Genomic DNA, 22,769 nt, shown 5'->3' on the forward strand with positions numbered 1-22,769 from the left:
CCGGCCCCCATGTCAGTCGATGACGATGAGTTCGCGCGCCACATCGCAGAGGCGTTCGCCGCCGCGTTCCGTGACGACGAACGATTCCGAGATGGCGATTCCGAAATCGTCGAGCCAGACGCCGGCCATGAAATGGAAGCACATCCCAGGCTGCATCTCGGTAGTATCGCCCGGACGAAGGCTTGCGGTGCGTTCACCCCAATCGGGCGGGTATGCGAGCCCGACCGGATAGCCGACGCGGCTGTCTTTCTTCAGCCCGTTCCGTCGCAGGACTGCCTGCCAGGCGGCTTCCACCTGTTCGGCGGTGTTGCCGGGGCGCGCCTTCTCGAGGCCAGCGTCGACGCCCTCGACGATCGCCTTGGCCATGTCGAGGATGGCTTGCGGCGGCTTGCCGAAATGTACCGTCCGGGTCAGCGCCGCATGGTAGCGGCGGCGCACGCCGGCGATCTCCAGAATGGCGAGGCCGCTGTCCGGCAGCGGCGCGTCGGACCACGTCAGATGCGGCGTGCTGGTGCCCTCGCCAACGGGCATAAGCGGACAGATCGCGGCATAGTCGCCGCCCGCTTCGGGCACGCCCATGATCTGTGCGTGATAGATTTCCGCAATGACATGGTTTTGCGGCACGCCGGGCCGCATTTTCTCGATGGCGCGGTTCATCGCATGCGTGCAGATCGCACCCGCCTCGCGGATCAGCACCAGCTCGGCTTCGGATTTGACCAGCCGCGCCCAGTTGACGAGATCGTGGTTGTTGGCGAAGTGCGCGTCGGGCAGTCCCTCGACAAGGTGGGCGTGGCAGCGCGCAGTGTAATAATGCGCGTCCATCTCGACGCCGATACGGGCCTTTCCCCAGCCGCGCGACCGGATCAGTTGGGCGAGTTCGTCATAGGGGTGTTCGACGGGCTGCTGCACCAGCCGCTCCGAGAACGGCACGATGTTTGTCTCCGGCAGGCCGGTTGTCAGGCGCGCGCTCTTGGCATCCTGCGCCCTGCCGAACCAGATCGGCCGATCCTCCTCCAGATGGACGAGGACGCACTGCGGAACATAGAACGACCATCCGTCATAGCCGGTCAGCCAGCACATGTTGGCTGGATCCTGACAGACGATGAGATCGAAGCCGGCTTTTTGCATGCGTGTCTTCACGCCGGCGAGGCGCTGCCCATACTCCGCTTGCGTGAATGTCCCGAACCCGTTCGCAGTCGCCACCGAAATCCTGCCTTCCAGGTACGCCGCTTGCCCTTTGATCAACATGGGCAAACAGGCCAAATTGTGCACAACTCGACGTCAATTTGTTGGCTAACTACGAATTATCGCCGAATTTTCATGGTTTCTATATCTCTGCTTGCGAAATGTCCAGGGCAGTTGTATACGTCTTATCAAGCAGGCGTCGACCTCGAAGAAGGCCGCGCCCTGGGAACCATCCACAGTTGTCCAATGGGAGAAAAGCATGCTCAAATCATCGATATCGCGCCGCATGGTCGTGAAAGCGGCTGCCTGCATCGCGCTCGCCGCGACGTCATTGACGTCGCTATCCGCTCACGCGGAAACCACCCTCGAACGGGCCAAGAAGGACGGCTACATCCGCGTCGGTTTCGCCAACGAGGCGCCGTTCGGTTACGCCACGCCTGACGGCAAGCTGACGGGCGAGGCGCCGGAAGTCGCCAAGGCGGTGCTCGCCAAGATGGGCATACCGCAGGTCGACGGTGTTTTGACCGAATTCGGCTCGCTCATTCCAGGTCTCAAGGCCGGCCGCTTCGACATCATCGCCGCCGGCATGTTCATCACTCCGAAGCGCTGCGCCGAGATCAACTATTCCGAGCCGTCCTACGGCATCGGCGAGGCTATGCTGGTGGCAAAAGGCAATCCGAAAGGCATCAAGGATTTTTCCAGCATCAAGGACAATCCGGATCTCAAGCTTGCCGTGATGGCCGGCGCCGTCGAAGGCGGCTTCGCCAAGGAAGCGGGCGTTGCCAGTGGGCAGATTGTCTCCTTGCCTGACCAGTCCAGCCTGGTCGCGGCCGTCCAGTCGGGCCGCGCCGACGCTGCTGCGCTGACCGCTCTTTCGATCGCCGATATGGCCAAGAAAGCCGACGGCGTCGAATCGACCAAGCCCTTCGGCGAGGTTGCCGGCAAATCGGTGAAAGGTCATGGCGGCTTCGGCTTCCGCAAGGAGGACACCGACCTGCAGCAGGCGTTCAACGCCGAGCTGAAGAAGTTCATCGGTTCGCCGGAGCATATTGCGCTGGTCGAGCCGCTCGGCTTCGGCAAGGACTACCTCCCCAACAAGACCACCGCGGAGCTTTGCGCGGGCAAGTAGGTTCCCAACTGCTGGCGGCGCGAAAGCGCCGCCCTTTTTCTCCGGGGGAATCGCATGGGTATCCGTACGCTCGTTGCCATGCTGGTCATCGCGCTCGTCGTGATCGGCGCCTTGGCAACACAGGAAAGCTATCGAGTGTTCATGCCGGGGCTGCTGCAAGGCGCGGTCCTGACAATCGAGATCGCCGTCCTCGGCAGCCTGCTCGCAATCGTCATGGGCGTGCTTGCAGCACTTGCACGGATGTATGGCCCGACGCCGCTCAGATGGCTGGCCACGGTCTATGTCGAGATCTTCCGCGGAACGTCGGCATTGGTACAATTGTTCTGGCTGTTTTTCGTGCTGCCGCAATTCGGCGTCACGATCAACGCTTTCGTGGTGGCAGTCCTGGCACTCGGCCTGAACGTCGGTGCCTACGGGTCGGAGGTCGTGCGTGGTGCGATCCTTTCGGTCGCTCGCGGCCAGTGGGAGGCATGTACGGCATTGAACATGAGCCGGCCACAGATGTTGCGCCGGATCATCCTGCCGCAGGCCTTTGTGGCGATGATCCCGCCCTGGGGCAACCTGTTCATCGAGCTTCTGAAATCGACAGCGCTGGTGTCGCTGATCACGCTTTCCGACCTCGCCTTCAAGGCGCAGCAAATGAACCAGAATACGTTCAAGACCATTCCGATCTTCACACTTGTCCTTTTGATGTACCTGGCAATGTCGCTGGTTCTCACCATCGGCATGCGGCTTCTCGAAAGGCGGGCATCGATCGGACTGGCGCGAGGGAAGGCAGCATGATCTGGGACTGGGCATTTGCTTTTGAAATCCTGCCGGTGCTCGCCCGCGCGGCCATCGTTTCCATCGAGGCGACGCTGATCGGCTTTGCACTTGCCGCCTCGTTTGGCCTGGTGCTGGCCGTCGTCCGTATCGCCGTGCCGTGGACCGGCTGGACAATTTCGGTGCTGGTCGAACTGATCCGTTCGACCCCGCTGCTTATCCAGATATTCTTTCTCTATTTCGTCTTTCCGAAATTCGGTGTCGTGCTCGACGCCTTCACCGCCGGGGTGCTGGCCATCGGCATCCACTATGCCGCCTATTGCTCCGAGGTCTATCGCGCCGGTTTCGACAACATCCCTCGCGGCCAGTGGGAAGCCTCGATCGCACTTAATCTTTCGGCCTGGACAACGTTCCGCGACATCATCATTCCGCAGGCGATTCCGCCGATCGTTCCGGCGCTCGGCAACTATCTGGTTGCCTTGTTCAAGGAGACGCCATTGCTGTCCGCAATCGCCGTGCTGGAGCTGATGCAGACGGCCAAGATCATTGGCTCCGAAACCTTCCGCTACACCGAGCCGATGACGCTGGTCGGTCTGTTCTTCCTTGCCATGAGCCTGGTTTCTGCTGCGCTCATTCGCTCCCTCGAAGGCCTGCTCAACCGGAGGACCATGCGATGACGGAACAACCGATGGTTCGCTTCGACAATGTATCGAAACGCTACGGCACGTTAACCGTTCTCGACGGGCTTAATCTGGAAATAGCACGCGGCGAAAAGGTCTCCATCATCGGCCCGTCCGGCTCCGGCAAGACGACGGTGCTGCGCATGCTGATGACGCTGGAGACGATCAATGACGGTGTCATCTGGGTTGAAGGCGAGCCGCTGACCCATATGGAGAGGAACGGCAAACTTGTTCCCGCCGATCTCGCCCACATCCGCAAGATCCGCGCCAAGATCGGCATGGTGTTCCAGTCGTTCAACCTGTTCCCGCACATGACGGCGATGCAGAACTGCATCGAGGCACCGATAACCGTGCTCGGCATGAAGCGGGCCGATGCGGAGGCGCGTGCCGCCGAACTGCTCGACATGGTCGGCTTATCGGATAAGAAGGACCACTATCCCTCGCAGCTCTCGGGTGGTCAGCAGCAGCGTGTCGCCATCGCACGCGCTTGCGCCATGCGGCCCAAGATCATGCTGTTCGACGAGGTGACCTCGGCCCTGGACCCCGAACTCGTCGGCGAAGTGCTTGAAGTCATCCGAAAACTTGGTAGGGAGCATGACCTCACCATGCTGATGGTCACCCACCAGATGGGATTTGCCAAGGAATTCTCCGACCGTGTCTGCTTTTTCCACGCGGGCAAGATCTGCGAGCAAGGGCCGCCAGGCGAGTTGTTCGGCACCCCCAAGAACGAGCGGACACGGCAGTTCCTGCACGCTGTCCTGGAGGCTGGATGACGCTTGAGACAGATGCCACGCCCACAGCCGTGACCGCCGCGCCGCCACGTCCGCTCTCGGCCCGGGAGCGATTTGAACGCATTTACCGGATACTGCGCGACCGCATCTGCCTGCTCGATTATGCGCCGGGAAGCCATCTGTCCGAGGAAGAACTTGCCCAGGAATTCGAGATCAGCCGCACGCCGGTCCGGCGTGTCCTGGCGCGTCTCGAATCCGAGGGTCTGGTTCAATCCGTCCACGGCGTCGGCACGATCGTCACCGATGTCGATATCGAGGAATTGCAGCAGGTCTATCATTTGCGCCTGGAGCTGGCGCTCCTCGTCGGCAAGCTTTCGCCGATCCCGCGCACGGCGGACGATCTCGACCGGATACGGGCGCTCATCGCGCGTTGCGATGCCGATATACTCAATCCCGACCAGCGCGCTTTCCTGCGCCTCAACATGGATTTTTTCTACGAGCTCACGGCGATGACCGGCAACCAGCCGCTGCGCGAGATCAGCGAGCGCCTGTATTTTCAGGTCGCGCGCGTCGTCCTGAAGATGATGCCGCAATTGGGCCTTGTCGAGGAGTTCACCGCGTTCCGCCGCGAAATGGAAGAGGTCCTTGCCGCCGCCGAGATCGGTGACTGGGAGTCCATAGGGCACATAAGGCGGGCGCATATCTCAATGAGCTTTCGCCGCATGATGCGTCATGCAGGCGAGGCCAATCTGGATGGAGCAACATAGTCAGCCCCTCGGGGTTGTGCTGGCCGCCAAGGTCGGCGACAGCGATAGTCAAAACCGAATGTGCGGTTTCATAGCAGTCTCCTCTGGTCGAAGAACGCGCCGAGAATTCACTGGCAGTGCAGCAGATGATGAATCTGTCGCGGGGTGCTTCCCGTCAGGCGGCGGCTCTCGCGGACAAGATGCGCCTGGTCGGAATAGCCCGCTTCGGCCGCCAGCATGGCGGTGGAGCTGCTGGAGCGGCTCGAAAGCCGCAGAAAGCGCTGGTAGCGGAGGATACGGTCAAGCGTCTTGGGGCCATAGCCGAAGCTCGTGTCGAAGCGCCGGCGCAACGTCCTTTCGCTCATCTCGAGCGCGCGCATCAACCAAGGGACGAGCGGCGCGTCGGGTGGCGGCCCGCGCTCGATCAAACGATATGCCGCCTGCATGGGAACGTCGGTCGCGGTCGCGGGCATCTCCTCGGCGACGACCTGTTGGAGCGAGCAGGCCAGATCCTCGAGACTGTCGCTGGGGCGCACGCGGCTGGCGAGGCGGCGGGCTCGCGCCCCCCACAAATCGTCGAGCGACAGCCTCTTGCCGACCAGCTCGATTTGCGGCACGCCGAGCCATGCCGCCGCCGCGGCAGGATGGAAGCGCAAGCCGATCACGACCTCGTCCGCCGCTAGAACCTCGGTCTGCGGTTCCTTGTCAGGGCCGGCAATTCGGAAGCTGCCTCCGATCCATTGCAAATCGATCGTCGTGTCGGGCATGATGACGATTAGCGGTGAGCCCGCCGGGTCCATTCGATGCACCCACACCGAAGCAAAGCTCCCGCGAAGCCGCGCCGACGCTGGACGTTGCTGAAATGAACCCGTTGCCTGCGCTGGGACGGGATCGCTCATCTCGCTCCCCTTCGGATTAGCGGCGGTGAACCTACGGCGCAGCGGCTGCGCCCGGCCGTCGCTCGAGACAACGTCTTCCAATTGAGAACGGTTGCAAGAATCGGTTGTTTTCTTCCGGCCGGAACGAAGAGTGCAGGTGGGGGGCGATGCGACGTGCATCGCCAGTGTGCGGCTCATACGTCAATGGCCGTTCTGTTCAATAAGGCAAGCGAGATGCGTGCTTATCTTTCGGCGTCGTACATCACATGAGAGGTATGCGTCATGAGCAACAAAAACGACCAACGGATCGACTATGTCGAATTCAACGTGAAAGACATTCAGCGGTCACGCGACTTCTACGGAAAGGCGTTTGGCTGGACCTTCACCGACTACGGCCCGCAATATTGCGAGTTCAACGACGGGCGCTTGTCAGGTGGCTTTGCTGCTGGCCCAGCGAGGTCCGGAGGAGGCCCGCTCGTCATTCTCTATGCCGATGATCTGCCGGGAACGGTCAAGCGTATCGAGGAAGCGGGGGGCAAGATCGTCAGGCCGATTTATGGCTTCCCCGGCGGCCGGCGCTTTCATTTCGCGGACCCGGACGGTTACGAGCTAGCGGTTTACACCGAAGATGGCAGCAATGAATGATCGCGTTCCTCCCACCTCGGGTTGGTTTTGCTCGGCGGCGTCTTGAGATGGGCGGGCGCCGAGCATGTCCTCAGATTCCGGGCGATTGCAGCGTCCCTGGCCGCGCGGGGCTTCCTGCTCCCAAGCCTCTTCTCGCGGCCGGACCGGTGCTGGAGATTGCAGGCGGCCTTTGCCTCGCAACGGCCTTGGGTGGACCCTTTCCCGCCGCGGCGTTGGCCGTATCCACCATTGCGGCGTCGTTTCATGGCGCTCAACTTCTGGCCTACAGCGGCGATGAACGCGAAGCGCTTCGTACCGGCTTCACCAATGTTGCCGTCTTGGGCGGGTTGATTGTCGCCGCGACCACTAGCCTGTGATCATCATTTCGGGGCGGCGGCTTCGTCTTCGTCTGCCGCCAGCCGCTGGTCGTTGGCGATCCGGCATCTTGACAGCATTCGCCTATCGCTGCCAGAAGGGCAGCTTGGCGATCTCTTCCTCGGCCTGTCGTCTCGTCAGACCGATATCGTCGATCAGATGGGGATTGGTCTCCGCCAATCGCTTGAGATCCCAGCGAAAGCGTGTCGGCTCGCGCCAGGCCGCGATAATGCTTCGCAGCGTCGCCAGGCTGTAGCGCCGAGGCGATGCTTCCGCCGGCCGCGTTGCCTCAAGCGGGGCCGAGGCAAAGGTGGGAATATCGTTCATGGCAACCTCCATATGGTTTGAGGGGGCCCATACGATTTTGCGAGTGTGGGGCCCTCGACCTGAAAGAGGCTGAATTCTGCAGGATACGAACCGCGCCGTAATTAAGCTCTCCCAAATAGTTCTCAAAACTTCCAAACGGGCTATAGATGCGCCGTATGCAGGGATCGCGCTTTGCCTTTGGTCCGTTCGTGCTTGATCCGGGTGCGGGAACGCTTATTCGGAACGATGTCCCCGTTGCCGTTAGCTACCGCGGGCTAAAGCTGCTTGCGGCGCTCGTCGGACGGTCCGGCGAAATCCTTGAAAAGACTGAGTTGATGGACGCGGCGTGGCCGGGTACAGCCGTCGAGGAAGGCAACCTAACCGTCCAGATCGCGCTGCTGCGGAAGCTGCTTGGCCCGGCCGCCGACGGCGGTGAATGGATCGCCACGGTTCCGCGCGTCGGCTACCGCTTCACGAGCGCCGTCAAACAGCTCGGCGTCGCGAAGCGAAAACCTTTGCCGCTGCCCGACAAACCATCGATAGCCGTGCTGCCCTTCGTCAATGTCAGCAACGATCCCGAGCAGGAATCCTTCGCGGACGGGTTGACCGAAGACCTGATCACCGACTTGTCGAGGGTCTCCGGCCTGTTCGTCATCGCACGCAACTCGGCGTTTGCTTACAAAGGAAAGGCGATGGACGTGCGCGGGATCGCACAGGACCTTGGTGTGCGCTACCTGCTGGAGGGTAGCGCAAGGCGCTCCGCGGGGCACGTGCGCATCAACGCACATCTGGTCGACGCGGTGAGTGGCGATCATCTATGGGCGGAACGCTTCGATCGCAGCCTGGAAGATATTTTTGCCGTTCAGGACGAGGTCACCGGCAAGATCGTCGCGGCGTTACTCGGCCAGCTGCGCGCACCGCCGCCGCGCAATCGGCCCCAAAATCTCGAGGCCTACGATCTCTGCGTGCGGGCGCGCAAGCTGATGGATGATTCGCCGCAGACGGCGCAGGAAGCGCATCTGATGCTCACCCGCGCGGTTTCGCTCGATCCGGAATATGCCGAGGCCTATCGCTGGCTTGCCATGAACCACTGGATGGGATGGGTGCATTCCGGCGGACCAACCGAAACATCCCGTAGCGCTGCTTTGGAACTGGCGCGCAAAGCCGTGGCGATCGACCCCAACGATGCCGGCTGCCGCTGGGTTTTGGCTTACCTGCTTGCCTACGAGCGCAGCTTCGCCGAGGAGGATGCGGAATTCGCCAAGGCGATCGAGCTCGACCCGAACGAGGCCGATGCCTGGGCGGCATTGTCCGACATCGTGGTCCTGGCCGGACGGGTCGAGGAGGGTCTTGAGCACATTCGCAAGGCGTTCCGGCTGAATCCGTTCCCGGCAAGTTGGTATTATCTCGCGCTCGGCCAGGCGCAATATGCAGCCGGCGAATACGAAGCCGCTGTCGAGACACTGCGCAGGGACGAGACCTATCGTACAAGCTCACGCCGTTTCCTGGCGGCAAGCCTTGCCCAACTCGGCCGGCTCGACGAGGCGCGCGCAGAGGTCGAACTGTTTCTCGTCGGCAACCCGCATTTCACAACCCGCCACTGGGCGGCGACGGAGCCATTCCGCGACGCTGCGACGCTTGAGCATTTCGTTGACGGCTTCCGTAAGGCCGGCCTTCCGGAGTGACGCGCCGGCGCCGTCGCACGGTTCGTGCGACCTATTCCTCAAAGCGACCCGTGGCGTCACGATCGCGCTCGTATCGTCTCGTGAGCGGAAACGGCGGCAACCAGGACTCGCGACGGATGATCCAGCTTTCGTAAGTTGGCATCAGTTGGTCAGGCGCGTCCAGGGATCCGAGGTTCACTTCGACTTCGTCGGCGGTGCGGGCGAAAACGGTCGAGCCGCAGCGGGGACAGAAAAACCGCCCGGCATAGTCGCGTGTTTCGCCGTCGATCGTCACCGCATCTTCGGGAAATATCGCGGAAGCGTGAAAAAGGGCTCCATGATGCTTGCGGCAGTCGAGACAGTGACAAAGACCGACCCGGTATGGGCGCCCCGACGCGACAATTCGGACGTTGCCACACAGGCAACCGCCGGTGAATCGGTCCATGCTGCGTCTCCTCCAAAATCAAGCGGCCGCAATGGTTACAACGACCGGCACTGTTGTTGCAATCGGCGCGCCGCGGGCGGGGACACGTCGTTCTTCGGTGGCGACGACATTGCAGCCGCCTCTCTATGCCTTGCGCGAGCTTGCCGCCGAAAATAGGCTTTGGTTTGTCATATGGAACGAAACGGCGCGTTCCATTGAGCCGCCAACTCGGCGGCCGAGGCGAGCTTGACGCCGCAGTCGGCGAGTATGCGTGCGACCGTCGCTACCGCCTCGGCGTTGGACGAGGCCATGCTGCCGTTCGGAAGGAAAAGATTGTTTTCGAAGCCGACCCGGACATGGCCGCCAAGCAACGCGGCGGCGGTCACGCACGCCGCTTCGTTGCGGCCGAAGGCGCAGACGCTCCAATGGTCGAAGCGCGGCATGTTCGCCGCGAGGAATGGCAAGAGATCGGCAGGAACGGACGTCTGTCCCGGCGTGTAGCGGCCCAGCACGTAGAGAACCGGTATGCTTGCCCAAGGGGTCAGTCCGCGTTGCTGCATGTCCGAAAGCCTGACGGCCTCCTCGGGCGAATAGAGGATGATCTGTGGCGCAACCCCCTCGGTGTGCAGCCAGGCCATGAAGCGCACGAAGGCGAGTTCCGATCCGGCATCAGGAACGATTTCGCGAAGCGCCAGGGAGACAGCTTGCGGCTTCACATCTTGTACGACGGCCATCTGTTGGGCCGGCGAATAGATACCGAGTGCTTCGGAGGTGATCTGGATTACCAAGCGGTCGCCGGCAGCACCGCGGATGGCGGCGATCGCCTGGCGGTAGGCGTCGGCGTCGAGCAGATGATTGCCGCTTCGGTCGCGGACATGAACGTGGATCATAGCCGCACCGGCATCGGCGCATTCCGCGGCCGTCCTCGCAAGTTCGGCTGGTGTCAGCGGAATCGCCGGATGGTCGGCCTTGCTGCGACGTCCCCCGTTCGGGGCGACGGCTATGGCGATGCCGTCGACACCATGGGCCGGCTTCATGGGAACGTTCTGTAAGCGACAAGATTCATATGAATCATCTTTGATCACACTGAAACAGACGTTGCAATCGCTGGTCTGGCGAGCTAGCAATATCCATGGACCAGGAAGAGCTTGCTGGACAGATCGTCACTGCCTTCGACGGCATGTCGGCGCAGCTTCGGTCCGCCGCGCGCTATGTCCTTGATAAGCCGTATGATGTCGCGCTGTTGTCCATGCGCGAGCAGGCCCGGCACGCAGGAGTGCAGCCGGCGACGATGACGCGGCTGGCCCAGCATCTCGGCCTTGATGGCTACGAGGCGGTACGCGATATCTACGCCGCCGCGATCCGGGACGGCGAAATCGGTTTCGCCGGCAAGGCGGGCCTTCAGGTCGCCAGCCAAAAGCTCAAGGGCGACCACGCGCTGGCGGCCGATATTCTGGATTCGATTTCCAGCCAGCTTGCCCATCTCGCCGAACGCAGGTCGATCGACCGTCTGGTCGAAACGGCCAGGGCGCTCAGTGCGGCAAGGCGCGTCTATTGCCTCGGCCTGCGCTCGAGCCACGCAGTGGCCTGGCATCTGCATTACATCCTGTCGCTGATCGGCGAGAAATCGGTGCTGCTGCACGGCATCGGCGGAACCGATGGCGACGCTCTGGCCCATGCGACCAGGGACGACGTGCTGATCGCCGCCAGCGTCCTGCCCTACACGCGCTTCACCATCGAGCTTGTCGAGTACGCTGCCGGCCGCGGCGTACCGGTCATTGCGATCACCGACAGCGGGGTAGCGCCCTTGGCGCTGCTTGCCGATCACCTGGTCGTCGTGCCGACCGGCAGCCCGTCCTTTTTCCACACCATGACGCCAGCTTTCATCGTTGCTGAGGTCCTGGGTGCTCTTGTCGCAGGGCAGGCAGGCGAGGGCGCTGTTGAGTCGCTGCGACGTTTCGATGAGCAGGGCGCCGCCCTCAAGACCCATCTGAACCAGCGTCCGCCGAAGAAAATGCCCATGAGGGACCGTCGATGACACACATTCTTCATCGAACCATCCACTCGACGCTGCCGGTCGCCGCTCGCGGCCAAGGCATCGAACTGTTCGATGCCGAGGGCAAGTCCTATATCGACGCGTCGGGCGGCGCCGCGGTGTCCTGCCTCGGCCACGGTCATCCCGACGTGATCGCCGCGCTGCACGCCCAGCTTGACCGCATCGCCTACGCACACACCAGCTTCTTCACCACCGAGGTGGCGGAGCGCTTGGCGGATCGGCTGGTCGAGGACGCGCCGAAAGGGTTGGACCACGTCTATCTGGTCAGCGGCGGCTCGGAGGCGGTCGAGGCCGCGCTCAAGATGGCCAGGCAATATTTCGTCGAGAAAGGGGAGCCGCAACGGCGCCATCTCATCGCACGCCGGCAGAGCTATCACGGCAATACGCTCGGCGCTCTCGCCACCGGCGGCAACGAATGGCGGCGCGCCCAGTTCAGGCCGTTGCTGATCGAGACCCACCATATCGACCCCTGTTACGCCTATCGCTATCAAAAGCATGGCGAAAGCGACGAAGCCTATGCGGCGCGCGCCGCTCGGCAGCTCGAAGACAAGATCCTTGAACTCGGCCCGGACGAGGTCATCGCCTTTGTCGCCGAGCCGGTGGTGGGTGCCACGCTCGGCGCCGTGCCGTCGGTCGCCGATTATTTCAAGCACATTCGCGCGATCTGCGACCGCTACGGCGTGCTGCTCATTCTCGACGAAGTGATGTGCGGCATGGGCCGTACCGGCACGCTGCATGCGTGCGAGCAGGACGGCATCGCTCCCGACCTGCTGACCATCGCCAAGGGGCTCGGCGGAGGCTACCAGCCGATCGGCGCGGTGCTGCTTGGCCGGCATATCTTCGACGCCTTTGCCCAGGGCTCGGGCTTCTTCCAGCATGGACATACCTATATGGGGCATCCAATGGCGGCGGCGGCCGGCCTTGCCGTGCAGGAGGTCATCCGGCGCGACCGCCTGCTCGACAACGTCAGCGCAATGGGCGCGCAGCTCGACGAACGCCTGCACCAGCGCTTTGATAATCACGATCACGTCGGCAACATTCGCGGACGAGGTCTGTTCAGGGGAATCGAGCTGGTGGTCGATCGCGCCAGCAAGGAACCGTTCGACCAGAGATTTGAACTCAACGCTCGCATCAAGCGCGAAGCAATGGCCCGCGGCCTGATGATTTATCCGATGGCCGGGACGATTGACGGTGTGCGGGGCGTTCATGTGCTTGTGGCGCCGCCTTTCATCATTTCCAGACAGGATATCGATCGGATCGTCGAACGGCTCGGTGAGGCGATCGACGCTGCGATCGCTTCAGTGGCCTGACCCGCACGACGCGGACCGCCTCAAACCAGTTCCAACGCGTCATCGGCGATGGGCCGGGACACCCACCAGAGAGGTAGCAACCATGTACAGTTCGATGAAAACCCTGATCGGCGCGGCGGCTTGCATGCTGCTGGCGCTGCCGTCCGTCAGAGCCGAGCAGCGCTTCGTCACGGTCGGCACCGGCGGGGTCACCGGCGTCTACTATGCCGTCGGCGGCGCCATTTGCCGGCTGATGAACAAGGACCGGCAGAAAACCGGCATCCGATGCTCAACCGAGTCGACCGGCGGTTCGGTCTTCAACGTCAACTCCATCCAGACCGGCGACCTCGATTTCGGCTTGACCCAATCGGACGTCCAGTACCAGGCCTATGAGGGGACCGGAAATTTCGACGGCAAGCCGTTCAAGGATCTGCGGGCCGTGTTCTCCGTCCATCCCGAGCCGTTTACCGTGCTGGCGCGGCCGGACGCCGGCGTCACCAAATTCGAGGACTTCAAAGGCAAACGCTTCAACGTCGGCAACCCCGGGTCAGGCACCCGCTCGTCGATGGAGGAGTTGCTGAAGCAGATGGGCTGGACGCTCGGCGATTTCTCGCCTGCCGCGGAGCTGAAGGCGGATGAGCAGGGCAGCGCGCTGTGCGACAACAAGATCGACGGTTTCTTCTACGGCGTTGGTCATCCTTCCGCCGCGATCCAGGATCCGACCACGGCCTGCGGCGCCAAACTCATCCCGCTGACCGGTCCGGCAGTGGACGCGCTGTTGGCAGCTCATCCGTACTATTCAGTCGCCACCATCAAGGGTGGCATGTACGCCAACAACCCGGACGACGTGAAGACATTCGGCGTCCGCGCCACCGTGGTGACGAATGCCAGCACGCCCGATGAGGTGGTCTACGAACTGGTGAAGTCGGTCTTCGAAAATTTCGACGACTTCAAGAAACTGCATCCGGCTTTCGCCAATCTCGATTCCAAGGAGATGATCAAGACCGGTCTGTCGGCGCCAATGCATCCGGGCGCGGAGCGCTATTACAAGGAGAAGGGCTGGCTCTGAGGCCTTCAATGCGAGGCGCCAAGGGCGCCTCGCATCGCAAATAAATGTGGGGAACGATGACAGATCAAAGCCAGCGGGCGGCAGCGCCTGACCAACCCGTTATCGACATCGACAAGCTCAGCGAGATCGTCGCGGAAGCCGACACCGGTGGGCGCAAGCCGACCGGCCGCACCGAGAAGCTGATCCTCGGCGTATCGCTTGCATGGTCGCTGTTCCAGCTCTGGTATGCCTCGCCCCTTCCGTTCATGCTCAATTTCGGCGTTGTCAGCGACGGCATCGCCCGCTCCATCCATCTGGCCTTCGCCTTGTTTCTGGCGATGCTGACGTTTCCGGCCTTCAAGACCTCATCGCGCAGCCGGGTGCCGCTACCCGACTGGGTGCTAGGCATCGCCGGGGCGGCGTCCGCCCTCTATCTGCTGGTCTTTTATAGCGATATCGCCCACCGGCCGGGTCTTCCCACCACAGCTGACCTGGTCGTATCGATCGCCGGCGTCCTCATCCTGCTCGAGGCCGCCCGTCGCGCCGTCGGGCCTGCCATCACTGTCATCGCGGCGATCATGCTGATCTATATTTTCGCCGGGCCTCACCTTCCTGGCCTGCTCGGCCACAAGGGCGCGACGTTATCGCGCGCAGCCTCGCAGATGTGGCTGACGTCCGAGGGGGTGTTCGGTGTCGCCCTCGGTGTGTCCACCAATGTCGTCTTCATGTTCGTTTTGTTCGGAACATTGCTGGAGCGCGCCGGCGCCGGCGGCTTTTTCATCCAGCTTGCCTTCTCGCTGCTCGGCAAATACCGCGGCGGTCCGGCCAAGGCCGGTGTCGTGGCTTCCGGCCTGACCGGCATGATTTCCGGCTCTTCGATCGCCAATGTCGTGACCACCGGAACCTTCACCATCCCGCTGATGCGGCGGGTCGGATATTCTGCGGTGAAGGCGGGTGCCATCGAATGCGCGGCCGGCGTCAATGGTCAGCTGATGCCTCCGGTGATGGGCGCCGCCGCGTTCCTGATCGCGGAATATGTCGGCATCTCCTATGCCGAGGTGGTCAAGCACGCCTTCTATCCGGCGCTGCTGACCTACGGCTCGTTGTTCTACATCGTCGATATCGAGGCGATGAAGACAGGGATGAAGGGCCTGCCGTCACGCCGCACGCACTCCGCATTTCAGGGTGCGCTGCGCGGGCTGATGGGCATATGCGGCTTCATCGTCCTCGCAGGGCTTGTCTATTACGGCATTGGCTGGACGAAGATCGTTTTCGGCGCGGCCGCGACCTGGATGATCACTGCCGCACTGATCGCGGTTTACATCGGCCTTGTCGCCTACCGGGCGCGCTATCCCGACCTGCCGCTCGAGGATCTGGAGGGCGAGATCGTCAGGATTCCGCACTTCGGCGAGACGGCGCGCACCGGATTGCATTTTCTGCTTCCGGTGATCCTGCTGATCTGGTGCCTGATGGTGGAGGAGCTGTCGCCGGGCCTCTCGGCATTCTGGGGCGTTGTCGCCCTGATGGCGCTGATCGTCACGCAACGGCCGCTCACCGCCTTTTTCCGCAAGGACCGAGCGCTGGCACGGCATTGGCTTCACGGTTTCGACGATCTGGTCGGCGGCCTGTCCGCCGCTGCGCGCAACATGACGACGGTCGGCATTGCCACTGCGACGGCGGGCATCATCGTCGGCACGGTTCTGCTCACCGGCATCGGGCTGGTGATGACCGAGCTCGTCGAATTCATCTCGGGCGGCAGCTTCATCGTCATGCTTTTGTTCACCGCGGTGATCTGCATCATTCTCGGCATGGGCATGCCGACCACCGCGAGCTATGTCGTCGTCGCCACCTTGATGGCGCCGGTCATCGTCGATTTGGCGGCGCAGAACGATCTTGCCGTGCCGCTGGTCGCCGTCCACATGTTCGTTTTCTATTTCGGGCTGATGGCGGACGTGACGCCGCCGGTGGGGCTGGCGGCTTATGCTGCTGCCGCAATTTCAGGCGCCGATCCGGTGAAGACCGGGATTCAGGGTTTCAAGTACGAGATCCGTACCGGCCTCTTGCCGTTCATCTTCATCTTCAACACCGGGCTGCTGATGATAGATCTCGAAGGGCCGTTCGACTTCGTTGCGATGGTCGTGACATCGACGCTGGCCATGGTCTCGTTTGTAGCAGCGACGCAGAATTGGATGCTCGTGCGCAACCGCTGGTACGAGACGATTGCGTTGCTTCTGGCCTGTTTCATCTTGTTCAGACCGGGATTGTTGCTCGATCAGGTGAGCGAACCTTATCGGGCAGTGCCTGCCTCCGAACTCAGCCGTATCGTCGACGAGACAGCCGAAGGCGGAGCGGTTCGCCTGCGCCTGACGACACTGAACCTCAACGGCGATGAGATATCGAAGCTGGTTCGGCTACAACTCGGGCCCGCAAATTCATCGGCCGAACGCCTGAAGGCTGTGGGGCTGGACGTCAGCGCGCTCGGCGACAGCGTGACGGTCGGCGTCGTGCGACTGGGCAGCCAGGCGGCCAAATTCGGCCTGCAGCCCGGCGACGAAATCAACCAGGTGCTAGTGCCCGCGGAGCGGCCGTCGCGCTATTGGTTCGCGATTCCAGCCCTGCTGTTGCTCGGTCTCGTCTTCTGGGTTCAGAAGCGGCGAAGGCGGACAGTCGGCCCGTAAGCGTCTTGTGAGCGGAAGAGGCTCGCCAGCATGTCAGTAACAAGAGAACCAAACGGCGCCGCGGAACCGGCTAATGCGGAAATGCGCATGACGACGCGCGACCGCCCCTTCGAACCCGTCGACTACGGGCTTTACGCACTAACGGTCATTGCCTGGAGCGCATCGTGGTTCGCGATCGAACTTCAGGTCGGCAGTGGCGTGTCGAACGAGGTCAATCTGGTCTGGCGCTTCGCCATCGCCACGCTGCTGATGTTTGCCTGGGCGGGTTTCTCCGGTCGGCGGCTCCGCTTCCCGATCACCGATCATCTGCGCTTTGCTGTGCTTGGCATCCTCATCTTCTCGTCAAACTTCCTGTTTTTCTATTATGGCGCCGGCTATCTCGTCAGCGGCTTGCTCTCGGTCGTCTTCTCGCTCGCCTCGGTCATCAACATGCTGCTCGGTGCCTTGGTCATCGGCGAGCGCCCGGCGCCGCGCATTCTCGCCGGCGGCGTCATCGGCTTCGCCGGCATAGCGCTGATGTTCTTCCCCGAAATTGCCGCGAAGGGGCTTTCAGGCGGGACGTTGGTGGGCCTTCTTCTGTGCCTCTGCGGCACCCTGAGCTTCTGCGCCGGCAATCTCGTCTCCGTCGCAAACCAGCGCCGCGGACTGCCGCTCGTTTCAACGAGCGCCTGGGGCATGCTTTATGGCACTTGCTGGTCGGCGTTCCTGGCCTTCCTGCTAGGTGAGCCGTTCGTGTTCGCGACGACCGCCTCTTATATCGGCTCGCTGGTCTTCCTCGCCGTCATATCGACGGTCGTGGCCTTCGCCGCCTACCTGACGCTGCTCGGACGCATTGGCGGCGCCCGCGCCGGCTATGCGACCGTCATATTTCCCGTCTTTGCGCTTTTGATCTCCACGGCGCTGGAAGGCTATGCCTGGACTGCGTACGCGATCATCGGGCTCGTCCTCGTCGCCGCCGGAAACATCCTGGTCACTCGAGGAGGACGACGCTGACGCATGCAATACTTCGCAATGCGCCGCCTTCCGCTGCGCGGGCCCCCGCGACATAGGTGCACCGGATAGATGGGGCAGGGCGCCTTCTTCTTCTGTCTGTTTATCCAGCTTGACTCTCTTGGTCGTCAGTTTAGGCTGCGGTCAATGGGTCAGACCAATGTACCAGGGCGGCCGGGGAGGGGAATTAGACGCGCATGCCGATCCAGGCTGTTGAACCTCGCCGGCTATACCGACAGGTCGCCGATCAGCTCAGGCAGCTGATCGATGCCGGCGAGTTTTCCGTCGGCGACCGTCTGCCGACCGAGCGGGATCTGGCCGACCAACTCGGAATTTCCCGCCCGACGGTCCGTGAAGCGCTGATAGCGTTGGAGGTCGAAGGCCGCATACGCATCCGCGTCGGCTCGGGTATCTACGTCACCGATCCGCCGAGCGCCGCCGCCTCCGAACCCGAAGTCGAGGAAGGCCCGTTCGAGCTGTTGCGTGCGCGCGAATTCGTCGAAGGCGCGATCGCCGCCGAAGCGGCCCTCCATGTCCGGCCTGCAGATATCGAACGGCTCGACGACGTGCTGCGCCGGATGGAGGCCATGCGTCACCCCAACAAGATGACCATTGCGCTCGACCGGGAATTCCATACCGCGGTCGCCGGCATTCTCGAGAACGCGGTGCTGGTGCGCTTCATCGGCGAGCTTTTCGACCAGCGCATGAACCCGTACTTCGAACGCCTGTCGATCTATTTCGAGACCAGCGATTCCTGGCAGGTCGCGGCAAGGGAACATCGTGCCGTGCGCGATGCAATTGCCGCGCGCGACCCCGAGCGGGCCAAGGCCGCCATGCAGCAGCATCTGCGCCAGTCGCAAATCAGATTCTCACGCAATTTCGATGAGAGAGCCGCAGCCAAGGAGGTTGCGGAATAGCAGTTGGCCTGGGGGAGATCCGGCCGTCAAGTTCAACCAGGGAGGAATTAGATGCTGAGAAAATACGCAGTTCTGCTCGGTGCGATCGCCGCAATTGCCATACCCATGGCGTCGGCCTCGGCGGAAACGGTCCTGAAATGGGCACATGTCTACGAGACGACGGAGCCCTTCCACACCGAATCCGTGTGGGCTGCCGACGAAATCAAGAAGCGCACCCAGGGCCGCTACGCCATCGACGTCTATCCGGCCTCGCAGCTTGGCAAGGAAGCCGACATCAACCAGGGCCTGATGCTCGGCACCGTCGATATCATCATTTCCGGATCGAGCTTCGCGGCGCGCGAATATCCACCGATCGGCGTCACCTATTTCCCGTACACTTTCCGCGATGCCGACCATCTGCTGAAATACACCAAGAGCGACGTCTACAAGGCCCTGACCAAGGGCTATGAGGACAAGACCGGCAATCACATCGTCGCCACCACCTATTACGGGACGCGGCAGACCACCTCGAACCGGCCGATCGCCAAGTGCTCCGACATGCAGGGCTTGAAGATGCGCGTTCCCGACGTGCCGGCCTATCTGGCCATGCCGCGTGCCTGCGGGGCCAACACGGCGCCGATTGCCTTCGCCGAGGTCTATCTGGCTCTGCAGAACGGCACGGTCGAGGCCCAGGAGAACCCGCTGACCACCATCGAGGCGAAGAAATTCTACGAGGTGCAGAAGAACATCGTGCTAACTGGCCACATCGTCGATCATCTCAACACCATCATATCGGCGTCGCGCTGGGCCTCGCTGTCCGACGAGGACAAGAAGATCTTTACCGAGGTGATGCAGGAGGCTGCCGCCCGCGCCACTGCGAAGATCGTCGCCCGCGAAAAGGAACTGGTGCAGGTATTCAAGGACCGCGGCATCACCGTAACGGATGTCGACCGTGCCGACTTCGAGAAGAATGTGTTGGAGAAGGTCACCTTCGAGGAGTTCGGGTACAACAAGGCCGATTGGGAAGCGATCCGCGCTATCAAGTAGAGCATCGGAAACTGGATGCTCAATCAAGAGGTTAAAGCGGCAATCGGATTCGCCGCTTTAACCTGCCTATCCGTCCGGGCTCAAATTGCGCCGGACGGCCTTCCAATCCTTGACGATCCACCAGCTTCGGGAGTGCGCGCCAATGGCCGAGGAACACCACACCGAGATCACCGTCGAAGAGATTGCGCACGCCTTCGAGGAGGTGCCGATGCGCGTCGACCTGTCGGACCACGGCATCGAGGACTGGGTCACGCTTGCCGTGTTCTGGGGCATGGTCGTCTGTGTCTTCCTGCAGTTCTTCACCCGTTATGCGCTGAACAACAGCTTTGCGTGGACCGAGGAGATCGCCATCAACGCGCTCGTCGTCGTTGTCTTTCTCGGCGCCGCCATGTGCGTGCGCCTTTCGCGCCATATCCACGTCGACGTGCTTTACCACTATCTGCCGGAGCGTGTCGGCCGCTGGCTGGCGCTTGCCGTCGATATCATCCGCATCGCATTCTTCGCCTACGGATCCTGGCTGATGTGGCGCTACGTCACGATCGTGGCGCATGAGCGCATGGTCACCGTCAACCTGCCGCGGCGCTGGTTCTTCTACGCCGTATTGGCCGGCTTCGTGCTGATGCTTCTGCGCTCGATCCAGGTCTTTATCGGCAATTACCGGCGCGGCTATTCGGTGCTCGAGCGTCCTGGTGCGTTCGAGACGGCGGGGGTCTGAGCGATGCTGCTTCTGGTCGGGGGCTTTCTTGTCCTGATGCTCATCGGCGTGCCGGTCGCCGTTTCGATGGCGGCCGCCTCGATCCTTTACCTCGTCATCTACGGCGTCGCGCCCGACATCATCGCGGCCCAGCGCATGATCGCCGGGGTCGAGAGCTTCCCGCTGCTCGCCGTGCCCTTCTTCATCCTGGCCGGCAACCTCATGAACATCGCCGGCGTCACCGGGCGCATCTATTCCTTCGCCCTTGCCCTGGTCGGCTGGATGAAAGGCGGCCTGGCGCAGGTCAACATCATCGGATCGGTGATCTTTTCCGGCATGTCGGGTACCGCGCTCGCCGACGCCGCCGGTATCGGCACCATCGAGATCAAGGCGATGAAGGACCACGGCTATCCGATCGACGCCGCGGTTGGCGTCACCGCCGCTTCCGCCACTCTCGGGCCGATCTTTCCGCCCTCGCTGCCCTTCGTCATCTACGGCATGATGGCCAATGTCTCGATCGGTGCGCTGTTCATGGCCGGCATCCTGCCCGGCGTGGTCATGACCATGCTGATGATGATTACGGTTGCCATCTTTGCCTACAATCGCGGCTGGGGCTCCGACACGCCTTTCGAGCTTCGGCGGCTCGCCGAAGCAGCGGGCGAGGTGCTGGTGGTGGCTGCCTTTCCGATTGGCTGTTACGTGCTTGTGCAGCTTGGCCTGTCGATCAACGTCGCGGTCGGCATCGCGCTGCTGCTGCTGATCGCCGCGGACTGGTATTTCGATTTCTCCGCGGTCATGGCGCTGATGACGCCGGTCATCCTGATCGGCGGCATGACGATGGGCTGGTTCACGCCGACCGAGGCGGCAATGGCGGCTGTGATCTGGTCGCTTTTCCTCGGGCTGGTGCGCTACCGCACGATGACGCTGCGTTTGCTTGCCAAGGCCAGCTTCGACACGATCGAGACGACCGCCTCCGTACTGTTCATCGTTACCGCCGCATCGATCTTCGCCTGGCTGCTTACCGTCAGCCAGGCGGCACAGCTGTTTTCGAACTTCATTTTCGCGCTCACCGAAAACAAGTGGGTCTTCCTGATCCTGGTCAACATCCTGATGCTGGTGGTCGGCTGCTTCCTCGATACGATCGCCGCGATCACGATTCTGGTGCCGATCCTGCTGCCGGTCGCTGCCGTCTACGGCATCAACCCGGTGCATTTCGGGCTGATTATGACGCTCAATCTGATGATCGGGCTTTTGCACCCGCCGCTCGGCATGGTGCTGTTCGTGCTGTCACGCGTCGCCAAGCTCTCGGTCGAGCGCACCACCATGGCGATCCTGCCGTGGCTGGTGCCGCTTATCGTGGCGCTGCTTCTGATCACCTTCATACCCGCCATCACGCTTTGGCTGCCGACCGAGATGGGCTTGATCCGGTGAGTGGCCAGGTGATCGCCGCAACGCTGTTCGGCCCGCAGGACCTGCGCGTCGTGGAGCATCCGCTCGAACCGCTGGCACCAGGCATGGTGCGTGTGCGCTTCGGGGCCGGGGGCATCTGCGGCTCCGACCTGCATTATTTCCGCCATGCCCGCACCGGCGACTTCGTTGTGACCTCGCCGCTTGTCCTCGGCCATGAAATCTCCGGCGAAATCGTCGAGATCAACGGCGCGGCACCCGGCCTGGGCGTCGGCGACCACGTCGCGGTCAATCCGTCACGCTGGTGCGGGCATTGCGCGCGATGCCTGGAAGGCCGCGCCAATCTCTGCGAAAACATCTACTTCATGGGCTCGGCGTCGAAGACGCCGCATATGCAGGGCGGCTTCGCCAGTCTGTTCGACGTCACGCCCGCGCAATGTTTCAAGGTTCCATCTGATGTGGCCTACCAGGCGGCCGCACTTGCCGAACCGCTGGCGGTCAGCCTGCACGCCGTTGCGCGGGCCGGCGACATCAGGGGCCGCAACGTCGTCCTGTTCGGTGCCGGTCCCATTGGCCTCTTGACCATGCTCGCGGCCAGGCTTGCCGGCTGCGCTGAACTGACCGTCGTCGATATCGCCGCCGCGCCGCTCGCCTTCGCCCGCAGGTTGGGCGCCGACAGGACGATCGACCTTGCCAGCGGGGACGCCGAGATCCAGTCGCTCGCGGCCGGCGGTTCGCTTGATGTGGCGTTCGAGATTTCAGGCACTGCCGCAGGCCTTGCCGCGGCAATCGCCAGCGTCCGGCGCGGCGGCACGGTGGTCCAGGTCGGCAATCTTCCCGGTGGCCAGATCCCGCTGCCCGCCAATGCGGTGATGGCCAAAGAGATCGACCTCAAAGGCACCTTCCGCTTCGGCAGCGAGTTCGCTCGCGCAGTCGACCTCATTGTGTCGCGGGAGGTGGACGTCCTGAAGCTGGTGACGGCGGAGCGCACGCTTTCCTCCGCCCCCGATGCCTTCCGACTTGGCGCCGACCGCGCTCAAAGTGTCAAGGTCGTGCTGACCGCGGACTGATTGAGGATTCGCAACGTCCCTGTTTTTTACGAGCCCATTGGCGCTTCACCGTGCAGGTACAAACAGAGGATGTGCGACGGACCGTGCCGG

At 62.5% G+C, this 22,769-nt stretch carries 23 protein-coding genes; 18 read left to right on the plus strand and 5 right to left on the minus strand.

The features are described from left to right. Positions 1-12 precede the first annotated feature (12 nt). Positions 13-1,209 (minus strand): M24 family metallopeptidase, encoded by a 1,197-nt coding sequence (locus NKH83_RS23160; protein WP_502895610.1) that lies wholly within the window; start codon positions 1,207-1,209, stop codon positions 13-15. 235 nt (positions 1,210-1,444) lie between these two features. Here NKH83_RS23160 and ehuB point away from each other — a divergent pair, with 235 nt between their 5' ends. The 5 genes from ehuB to NKH83_RS23185 are packed head-to-tail and all read left to right on the plus strand — an operon-like array spanning position 1,445 to position 5,254. Next, on the plus strand, positions 1,445-2,314 hold the full coding sequence (gene ehuB, locus NKH83_RS23165; RefSeq protein WP_352807697.1) for an ectoine/hydroxyectoine ABC transporter substrate-binding protein EhuB: 870 nt from the start codon (positions 1,445-1,447) through the stop codon (positions 2,312-2,314). Positions 2,315-2,368: 54 nt separating this feature from the next. Beyond that, the gene (ehuC, locus tag NKH83_RS23170; protein ID WP_352476742.1) at positions 2,369-3,097 is read left to right on the plus strand and encodes an ectoine/hydroxyectoine ABC transporter permease subunit EhuC; all 729 of its coding nucleotides are present in this window, start codon (positions 2,369-2,371) and stop codon (positions 3,095-3,097) included. Continuing rightward, positions 3,094-3,753 carry an ectoine/hydroxyectoine ABC transporter permease subunit EhuD gene (ehuD, locus tag NKH83_RS23175; protein ID WP_352688823.1) on the plus strand — a complete coding sequence of 220 codons (660 nt, stop codon included), beginning with the start codon at positions 3,094-3,096 and terminating at the stop codon, positions 3,751-3,753. The genes ehuC and ehuD overlap by 4 nt, the downstream gene beginning before the upstream one ends. Continuing rightward, a complete protein-coding gene (gene ehuA, locus NKH83_RS23180) occupies positions 3,750-4,529 on the plus strand; it encodes an ectoine/hydroxyectoine ABC transporter ATP-binding protein EhuA (protein WP_302895675.1) in 780 nt (259 codons plus the stop codon). The genes ehuD and ehuA overlap by 4 nt, the downstream gene beginning before the upstream one ends. Continuing rightward, positions 4,526-5,254 carry a GntR family transcriptional regulator gene (locus tag NKH83_RS23185; protein ID WP_254818531.1) on the plus strand — a complete coding sequence of 243 codons (729 nt, stop codon included), beginning with the start codon at positions 4,526-4,528 and terminating at the stop codon, positions 5,252-5,254. Before ehuA ends, NKH83_RS23185 begins: the two co-directional genes overlap by 4 nt. Before the next feature lie 107 nt (positions 5,255-5,361). Here the strand turns inward: NKH83_RS23185 and NKH83_RS23190 are convergent, their stop codons facing one another. Beyond that, positions 5,362-6,132: a helix-turn-helix domain-containing protein gene (locus NKH83_RS23190; protein ID WP_352807700.1), complete on the minus strand. Its 771-nt coding sequence runs from the start codon at positions 6,130-6,132 to the stop codon at positions 5,362-5,364. A 261-nt stretch (positions 6,133-6,393) separates the two neighbouring features. Between NKH83_RS23190 and NKH83_RS23195 the strand changes: the two genes are divergently transcribed. Both NKH83_RS23195 and NKH83_RS23200 read left to right on the plus strand, forming a co-directional pair. Then, positions 6,394-6,756, plus strand: coding sequence for a VOC family protein (locus tag NKH83_RS23195; RefSeq protein WP_352807702.1), 363 nt, complete (start codon positions 6,394-6,396; stop codon positions 6,754-6,756). 146 nt (positions 6,757-6,902) lie between these two features. Further along, complete coding sequence (locus NKH83_RS23200) at positions 6,903-7,112, plus strand: hypothetical protein (RefSeq protein ID WP_352807704.1); 210 nt, start codon at positions 6,903-6,905, stop codon at positions 7,110-7,112. Positions 7,113-7,194: 82 nt separating this feature from the next. Here NKH83_RS23200 and NKH83_RS23205 read toward each other — a convergent pair whose 3' ends face one another. After that, positions 7,195-7,437, minus strand: coding sequence for a DUF1127 domain-containing protein (locus NKH83_RS23205; protein WP_254818534.1), 243 nt, complete (start codon positions 7,435-7,437; stop codon positions 7,195-7,197). A gap of 155 nt (positions 7,438-7,592) precedes the next feature. Here NKH83_RS23205 and NKH83_RS23210 point away from each other — a divergent pair, with 155 nt between their 5' ends. Further along, positions 7,593-9,101 carry a winged helix-turn-helix domain-containing tetratricopeptide repeat protein gene (locus tag NKH83_RS23210; protein ID WP_352807776.1) on the plus strand — a complete coding sequence of 503 codons (1,509 nt, stop codon included), beginning with the start codon at positions 7,593-7,595 and terminating at the stop codon, positions 9,099-9,101. A 31-nt stretch (positions 9,102-9,132) separates the two neighbouring features. Here NKH83_RS23210 and NKH83_RS23215 read toward each other — a convergent pair whose 3' ends face one another. Together NKH83_RS23215 and NKH83_RS23220 are read right to left on the minus strand one after the other, a co-directional pair. Next, positions 9,133-9,525, minus strand: a complete 393-nt coding sequence (locus NKH83_RS23215) for a GFA family protein (protein WP_352508686.1) — start codon at positions 9,523-9,525, stop codon at positions 9,133-9,135. A 167-nt stretch (positions 9,526-9,692) separates the two neighbouring features. Continuing rightward, the gene (locus tag NKH83_RS23220; protein WP_352807707.1) at positions 9,693-10,541 is read right to left on the minus strand and encodes a beta-keto acid cleavage family enzyme; all 849 of its coding nucleotides are present in this window, start codon (positions 10,539-10,541) and stop codon (positions 9,693-9,695) included. A gap of 95 nt (positions 10,542-10,636) precedes the next feature. On the opposite strand from NKH83_RS23220, the gene NKH83_RS23225 reads away from it, so the two are divergent. The 10 genes from NKH83_RS23225 to NKH83_RS23270 all read left to right on the plus strand — a co-directional run bounded on the left by NKH83_RS23225 (position 10,637) and on the right by NKH83_RS23270 (position 22,679). Continuing rightward, positions 10,637-11,542: a MurR/RpiR family transcriptional regulator gene (locus NKH83_RS23225; protein WP_352508688.1), complete on the plus strand. Its 906-nt coding sequence runs from the start codon at positions 10,637-10,639 to the stop codon at positions 11,540-11,542. Beyond that, a complete protein-coding gene (locus NKH83_RS23230) occupies positions 11,539-12,870 on the plus strand; it encodes an aspartate aminotransferase family protein (RefSeq protein WP_352807709.1) in 1,332 nt (443 codons plus the stop codon). The genes NKH83_RS23225 and NKH83_RS23230 overlap by 4 nt, the downstream gene beginning before the upstream one ends. 94 nt (positions 12,871-12,964) lie before the next feature. Further along, a complete protein-coding gene (locus NKH83_RS23235; RefSeq protein WP_352807778.1) occupies positions 12,965-13,918 on the plus strand; it encodes a TAXI family TRAP transporter solute-binding subunit in 954 nt (317 codons plus the stop codon). Between the two features lie 56 nt (positions 13,919-13,974). Further along, positions 13,975-16,575 (plus strand): TRAP transporter permease, encoded by a 2,601-nt coding sequence (locus tag NKH83_RS23240; RefSeq protein ID WP_352807711.1) that lies wholly within the window; start codon positions 13,975-13,977, stop codon positions 16,573-16,575. 87 nt (positions 16,576-16,662) lie between these two features. Continuing rightward, on the plus strand, positions 16,663-17,568 hold the full coding sequence (locus NKH83_RS23245) for a DMT family transporter (RefSeq protein WP_352807713.1): 906 nt from the start codon (positions 16,663-16,665) through the stop codon (positions 17,566-17,568). A 194-nt stretch (positions 17,569-17,762) separates the two neighbouring features. Then, a complete protein-coding gene (locus NKH83_RS23250; RefSeq protein ID WP_254818542.1) occupies positions 17,763-18,482 on the plus strand; it encodes a FadR/GntR family transcriptional regulator in 720 nt (239 codons plus the stop codon). Positions 18,483-18,533: 51 nt separating this feature from the next. Beyond that, positions 18,534-19,508 (plus strand): sialic acid TRAP transporter substrate-binding protein SiaP, encoded by a 975-nt coding sequence (locus NKH83_RS23255; protein WP_502894239.1) that lies wholly within the window; start codon positions 18,534-18,536, stop codon positions 19,506-19,508. 142 nt (positions 19,509-19,650) lie between these two features. Continuing rightward, the gene (locus tag NKH83_RS23260) at positions 19,651-20,223 is read left to right on the plus strand and encodes a TRAP transporter small permease (protein WP_254818543.1); all 573 of its coding nucleotides are present in this window, start codon (positions 19,651-19,653) and stop codon (positions 20,221-20,223) included. 3 nt (positions 20,224-20,226) lie between these two features. Beyond that, the gene (locus tag NKH83_RS23265; protein WP_254818544.1) at positions 20,227-21,633 is read left to right on the plus strand and encodes a TRAP transporter large permease; all 1,407 of its coding nucleotides are present in this window, start codon (positions 20,227-20,229) and stop codon (positions 21,631-21,633) included. An 8-nt stretch (positions 21,634-21,641) separates the two neighbouring features. Further along, a complete protein-coding gene (locus tag NKH83_RS23270; protein ID WP_502895607.1) occupies positions 21,642-22,679 on the plus strand; it encodes an L-idonate 5-dehydrogenase in 1,038 nt (345 codons plus the stop codon). Positions 22,680-22,769: the final 90 nt, after the last annotated feature.

Source organism: Mesorhizobium sp. M0909 (assembly GCF_040319515.1).
Lineage (GTDB): Bacteria > Pseudomonadota > Alphaproteobacteria > Rhizobiales > Rhizobiaceae > Mesorhizobium.

Bases quoted from the DNA above. Each gene is read 5' to 3' on its own strand.
- ehuB (WP_352807697.1), top strand. From the start codon at position 1,445: ATGCTCAAATCATCGATATCGCGCCGCATGGTCGTGAAAGCGGCTGCC.
- ehuC (WP_352476742.1), top strand. From the start codon at position 2,369: ATGGGTATCCGTACGCTCGTTGCCATGCTGGTCATCGCGCTCGTCGTG.
- ehuD (WP_352688823.1), top strand. From the start codon at position 3,094: ATGATCTGGGACTGGGCATTTGCTTTTGAAATCCTGCCGGTGCTCGCC.
- ehuA (WP_302895675.1), top strand. From the start codon at position 3,750: ATGACGGAACAACCGATGGTTCGCTTCGACAATGTATCGAAACGCTAC.
- NKH83_RS23185 (WP_254818531.1), top strand. From the start codon at position 4,526: ATGACGCTTGAGACAGATGCCACGCCCACAGCCGTGACCGCCGCGCCG.
- NKH83_RS23190 (WP_352807700.1), bottom strand. From the start codon at position 6,132: ATGAGCGATCCCGTCCCAGCGCAGGCAACGGGTTCATTTCAGCAACGT.
- NKH83_RS23195 (WP_352807702.1), top strand. From the start codon at position 6,394: ATGAGCAACAAAAACGACCAACGGATCGACTATGTCGAATTCAACGTG.
- NKH83_RS23205 (WP_254818534.1), bottom strand. From the start codon at position 7,437: ATGAACGATATTCCCACCTTTGCCTCGGCCCCGCTTGAGGCAACGCGG.
- NKH83_RS23210 (WP_352807776.1), top strand. From the start codon at position 7,593: ATGCAGGGATCGCGCTTTGCCTTTGGTCCGTTCGTGCTTGATCCGGGT.
- NKH83_RS23215 (WP_352508686.1), bottom strand. From the start codon at position 9,525: ATGGACCGATTCACCGGCGGTTGCCTGTGTGGCAACGTCCGAATTGTC.
- NKH83_RS23220 (WP_352807707.1), bottom strand. From the start codon at position 10,541: ATGAAGCCGGCCCATGGTGTCGACGGCATCGCCATAGCCGTCGCCCCG.
- NKH83_RS23225 (WP_352508688.1), top strand. From the start codon at position 10,637: ATGGACCAGGAAGAGCTTGCTGGACAGATCGTCACTGCCTTCGACGGC.
- NKH83_RS23230 (WP_352807709.1), top strand. From the start codon at position 11,539: ATGACACACATTCTTCATCGAACCATCCACTCGACGCTGCCGGTCGCC.
- NKH83_RS23235 (WP_352807778.1), top strand. From the start codon at position 12,965: ATGAAAACCCTGATCGGCGCGGCGGCTTGCATGCTGCTGGCGCTGCCG.
- NKH83_RS23240 (WP_352807711.1), top strand. From the start codon at position 13,975: ATGACAGATCAAAGCCAGCGGGCGGCAGCGCCTGACCAACCCGTTATC.
- NKH83_RS23245 (WP_352807713.1), top strand. From the start codon at position 16,663: ATGACGACGCGCGACCGCCCCTTCGAACCCGTCGACTACGGGCTTTAC.
- NKH83_RS23250 (WP_254818542.1), top strand. From the start codon at position 17,763: ATGCCGATCCAGGCTGTTGAACCTCGCCGGCTATACCGACAGGTCGCC.
- NKH83_RS23255 (WP_502894239.1), top strand. From the start codon at position 18,534: ATGCTGAGAAAATACGCAGTTCTGCTCGGTGCGATCGCCGCAATTGCC.
- NKH83_RS23260 (WP_254818543.1), top strand. From the start codon at position 19,651: ATGGCCGAGGAACACCACACCGAGATCACCGTCGAAGAGATTGCGCAC.
- NKH83_RS23265 (WP_254818544.1), top strand. From the start codon at position 20,227: ATGCTGCTTCTGGTCGGGGGCTTTCTTGTCCTGATGCTCATCGGCGTG.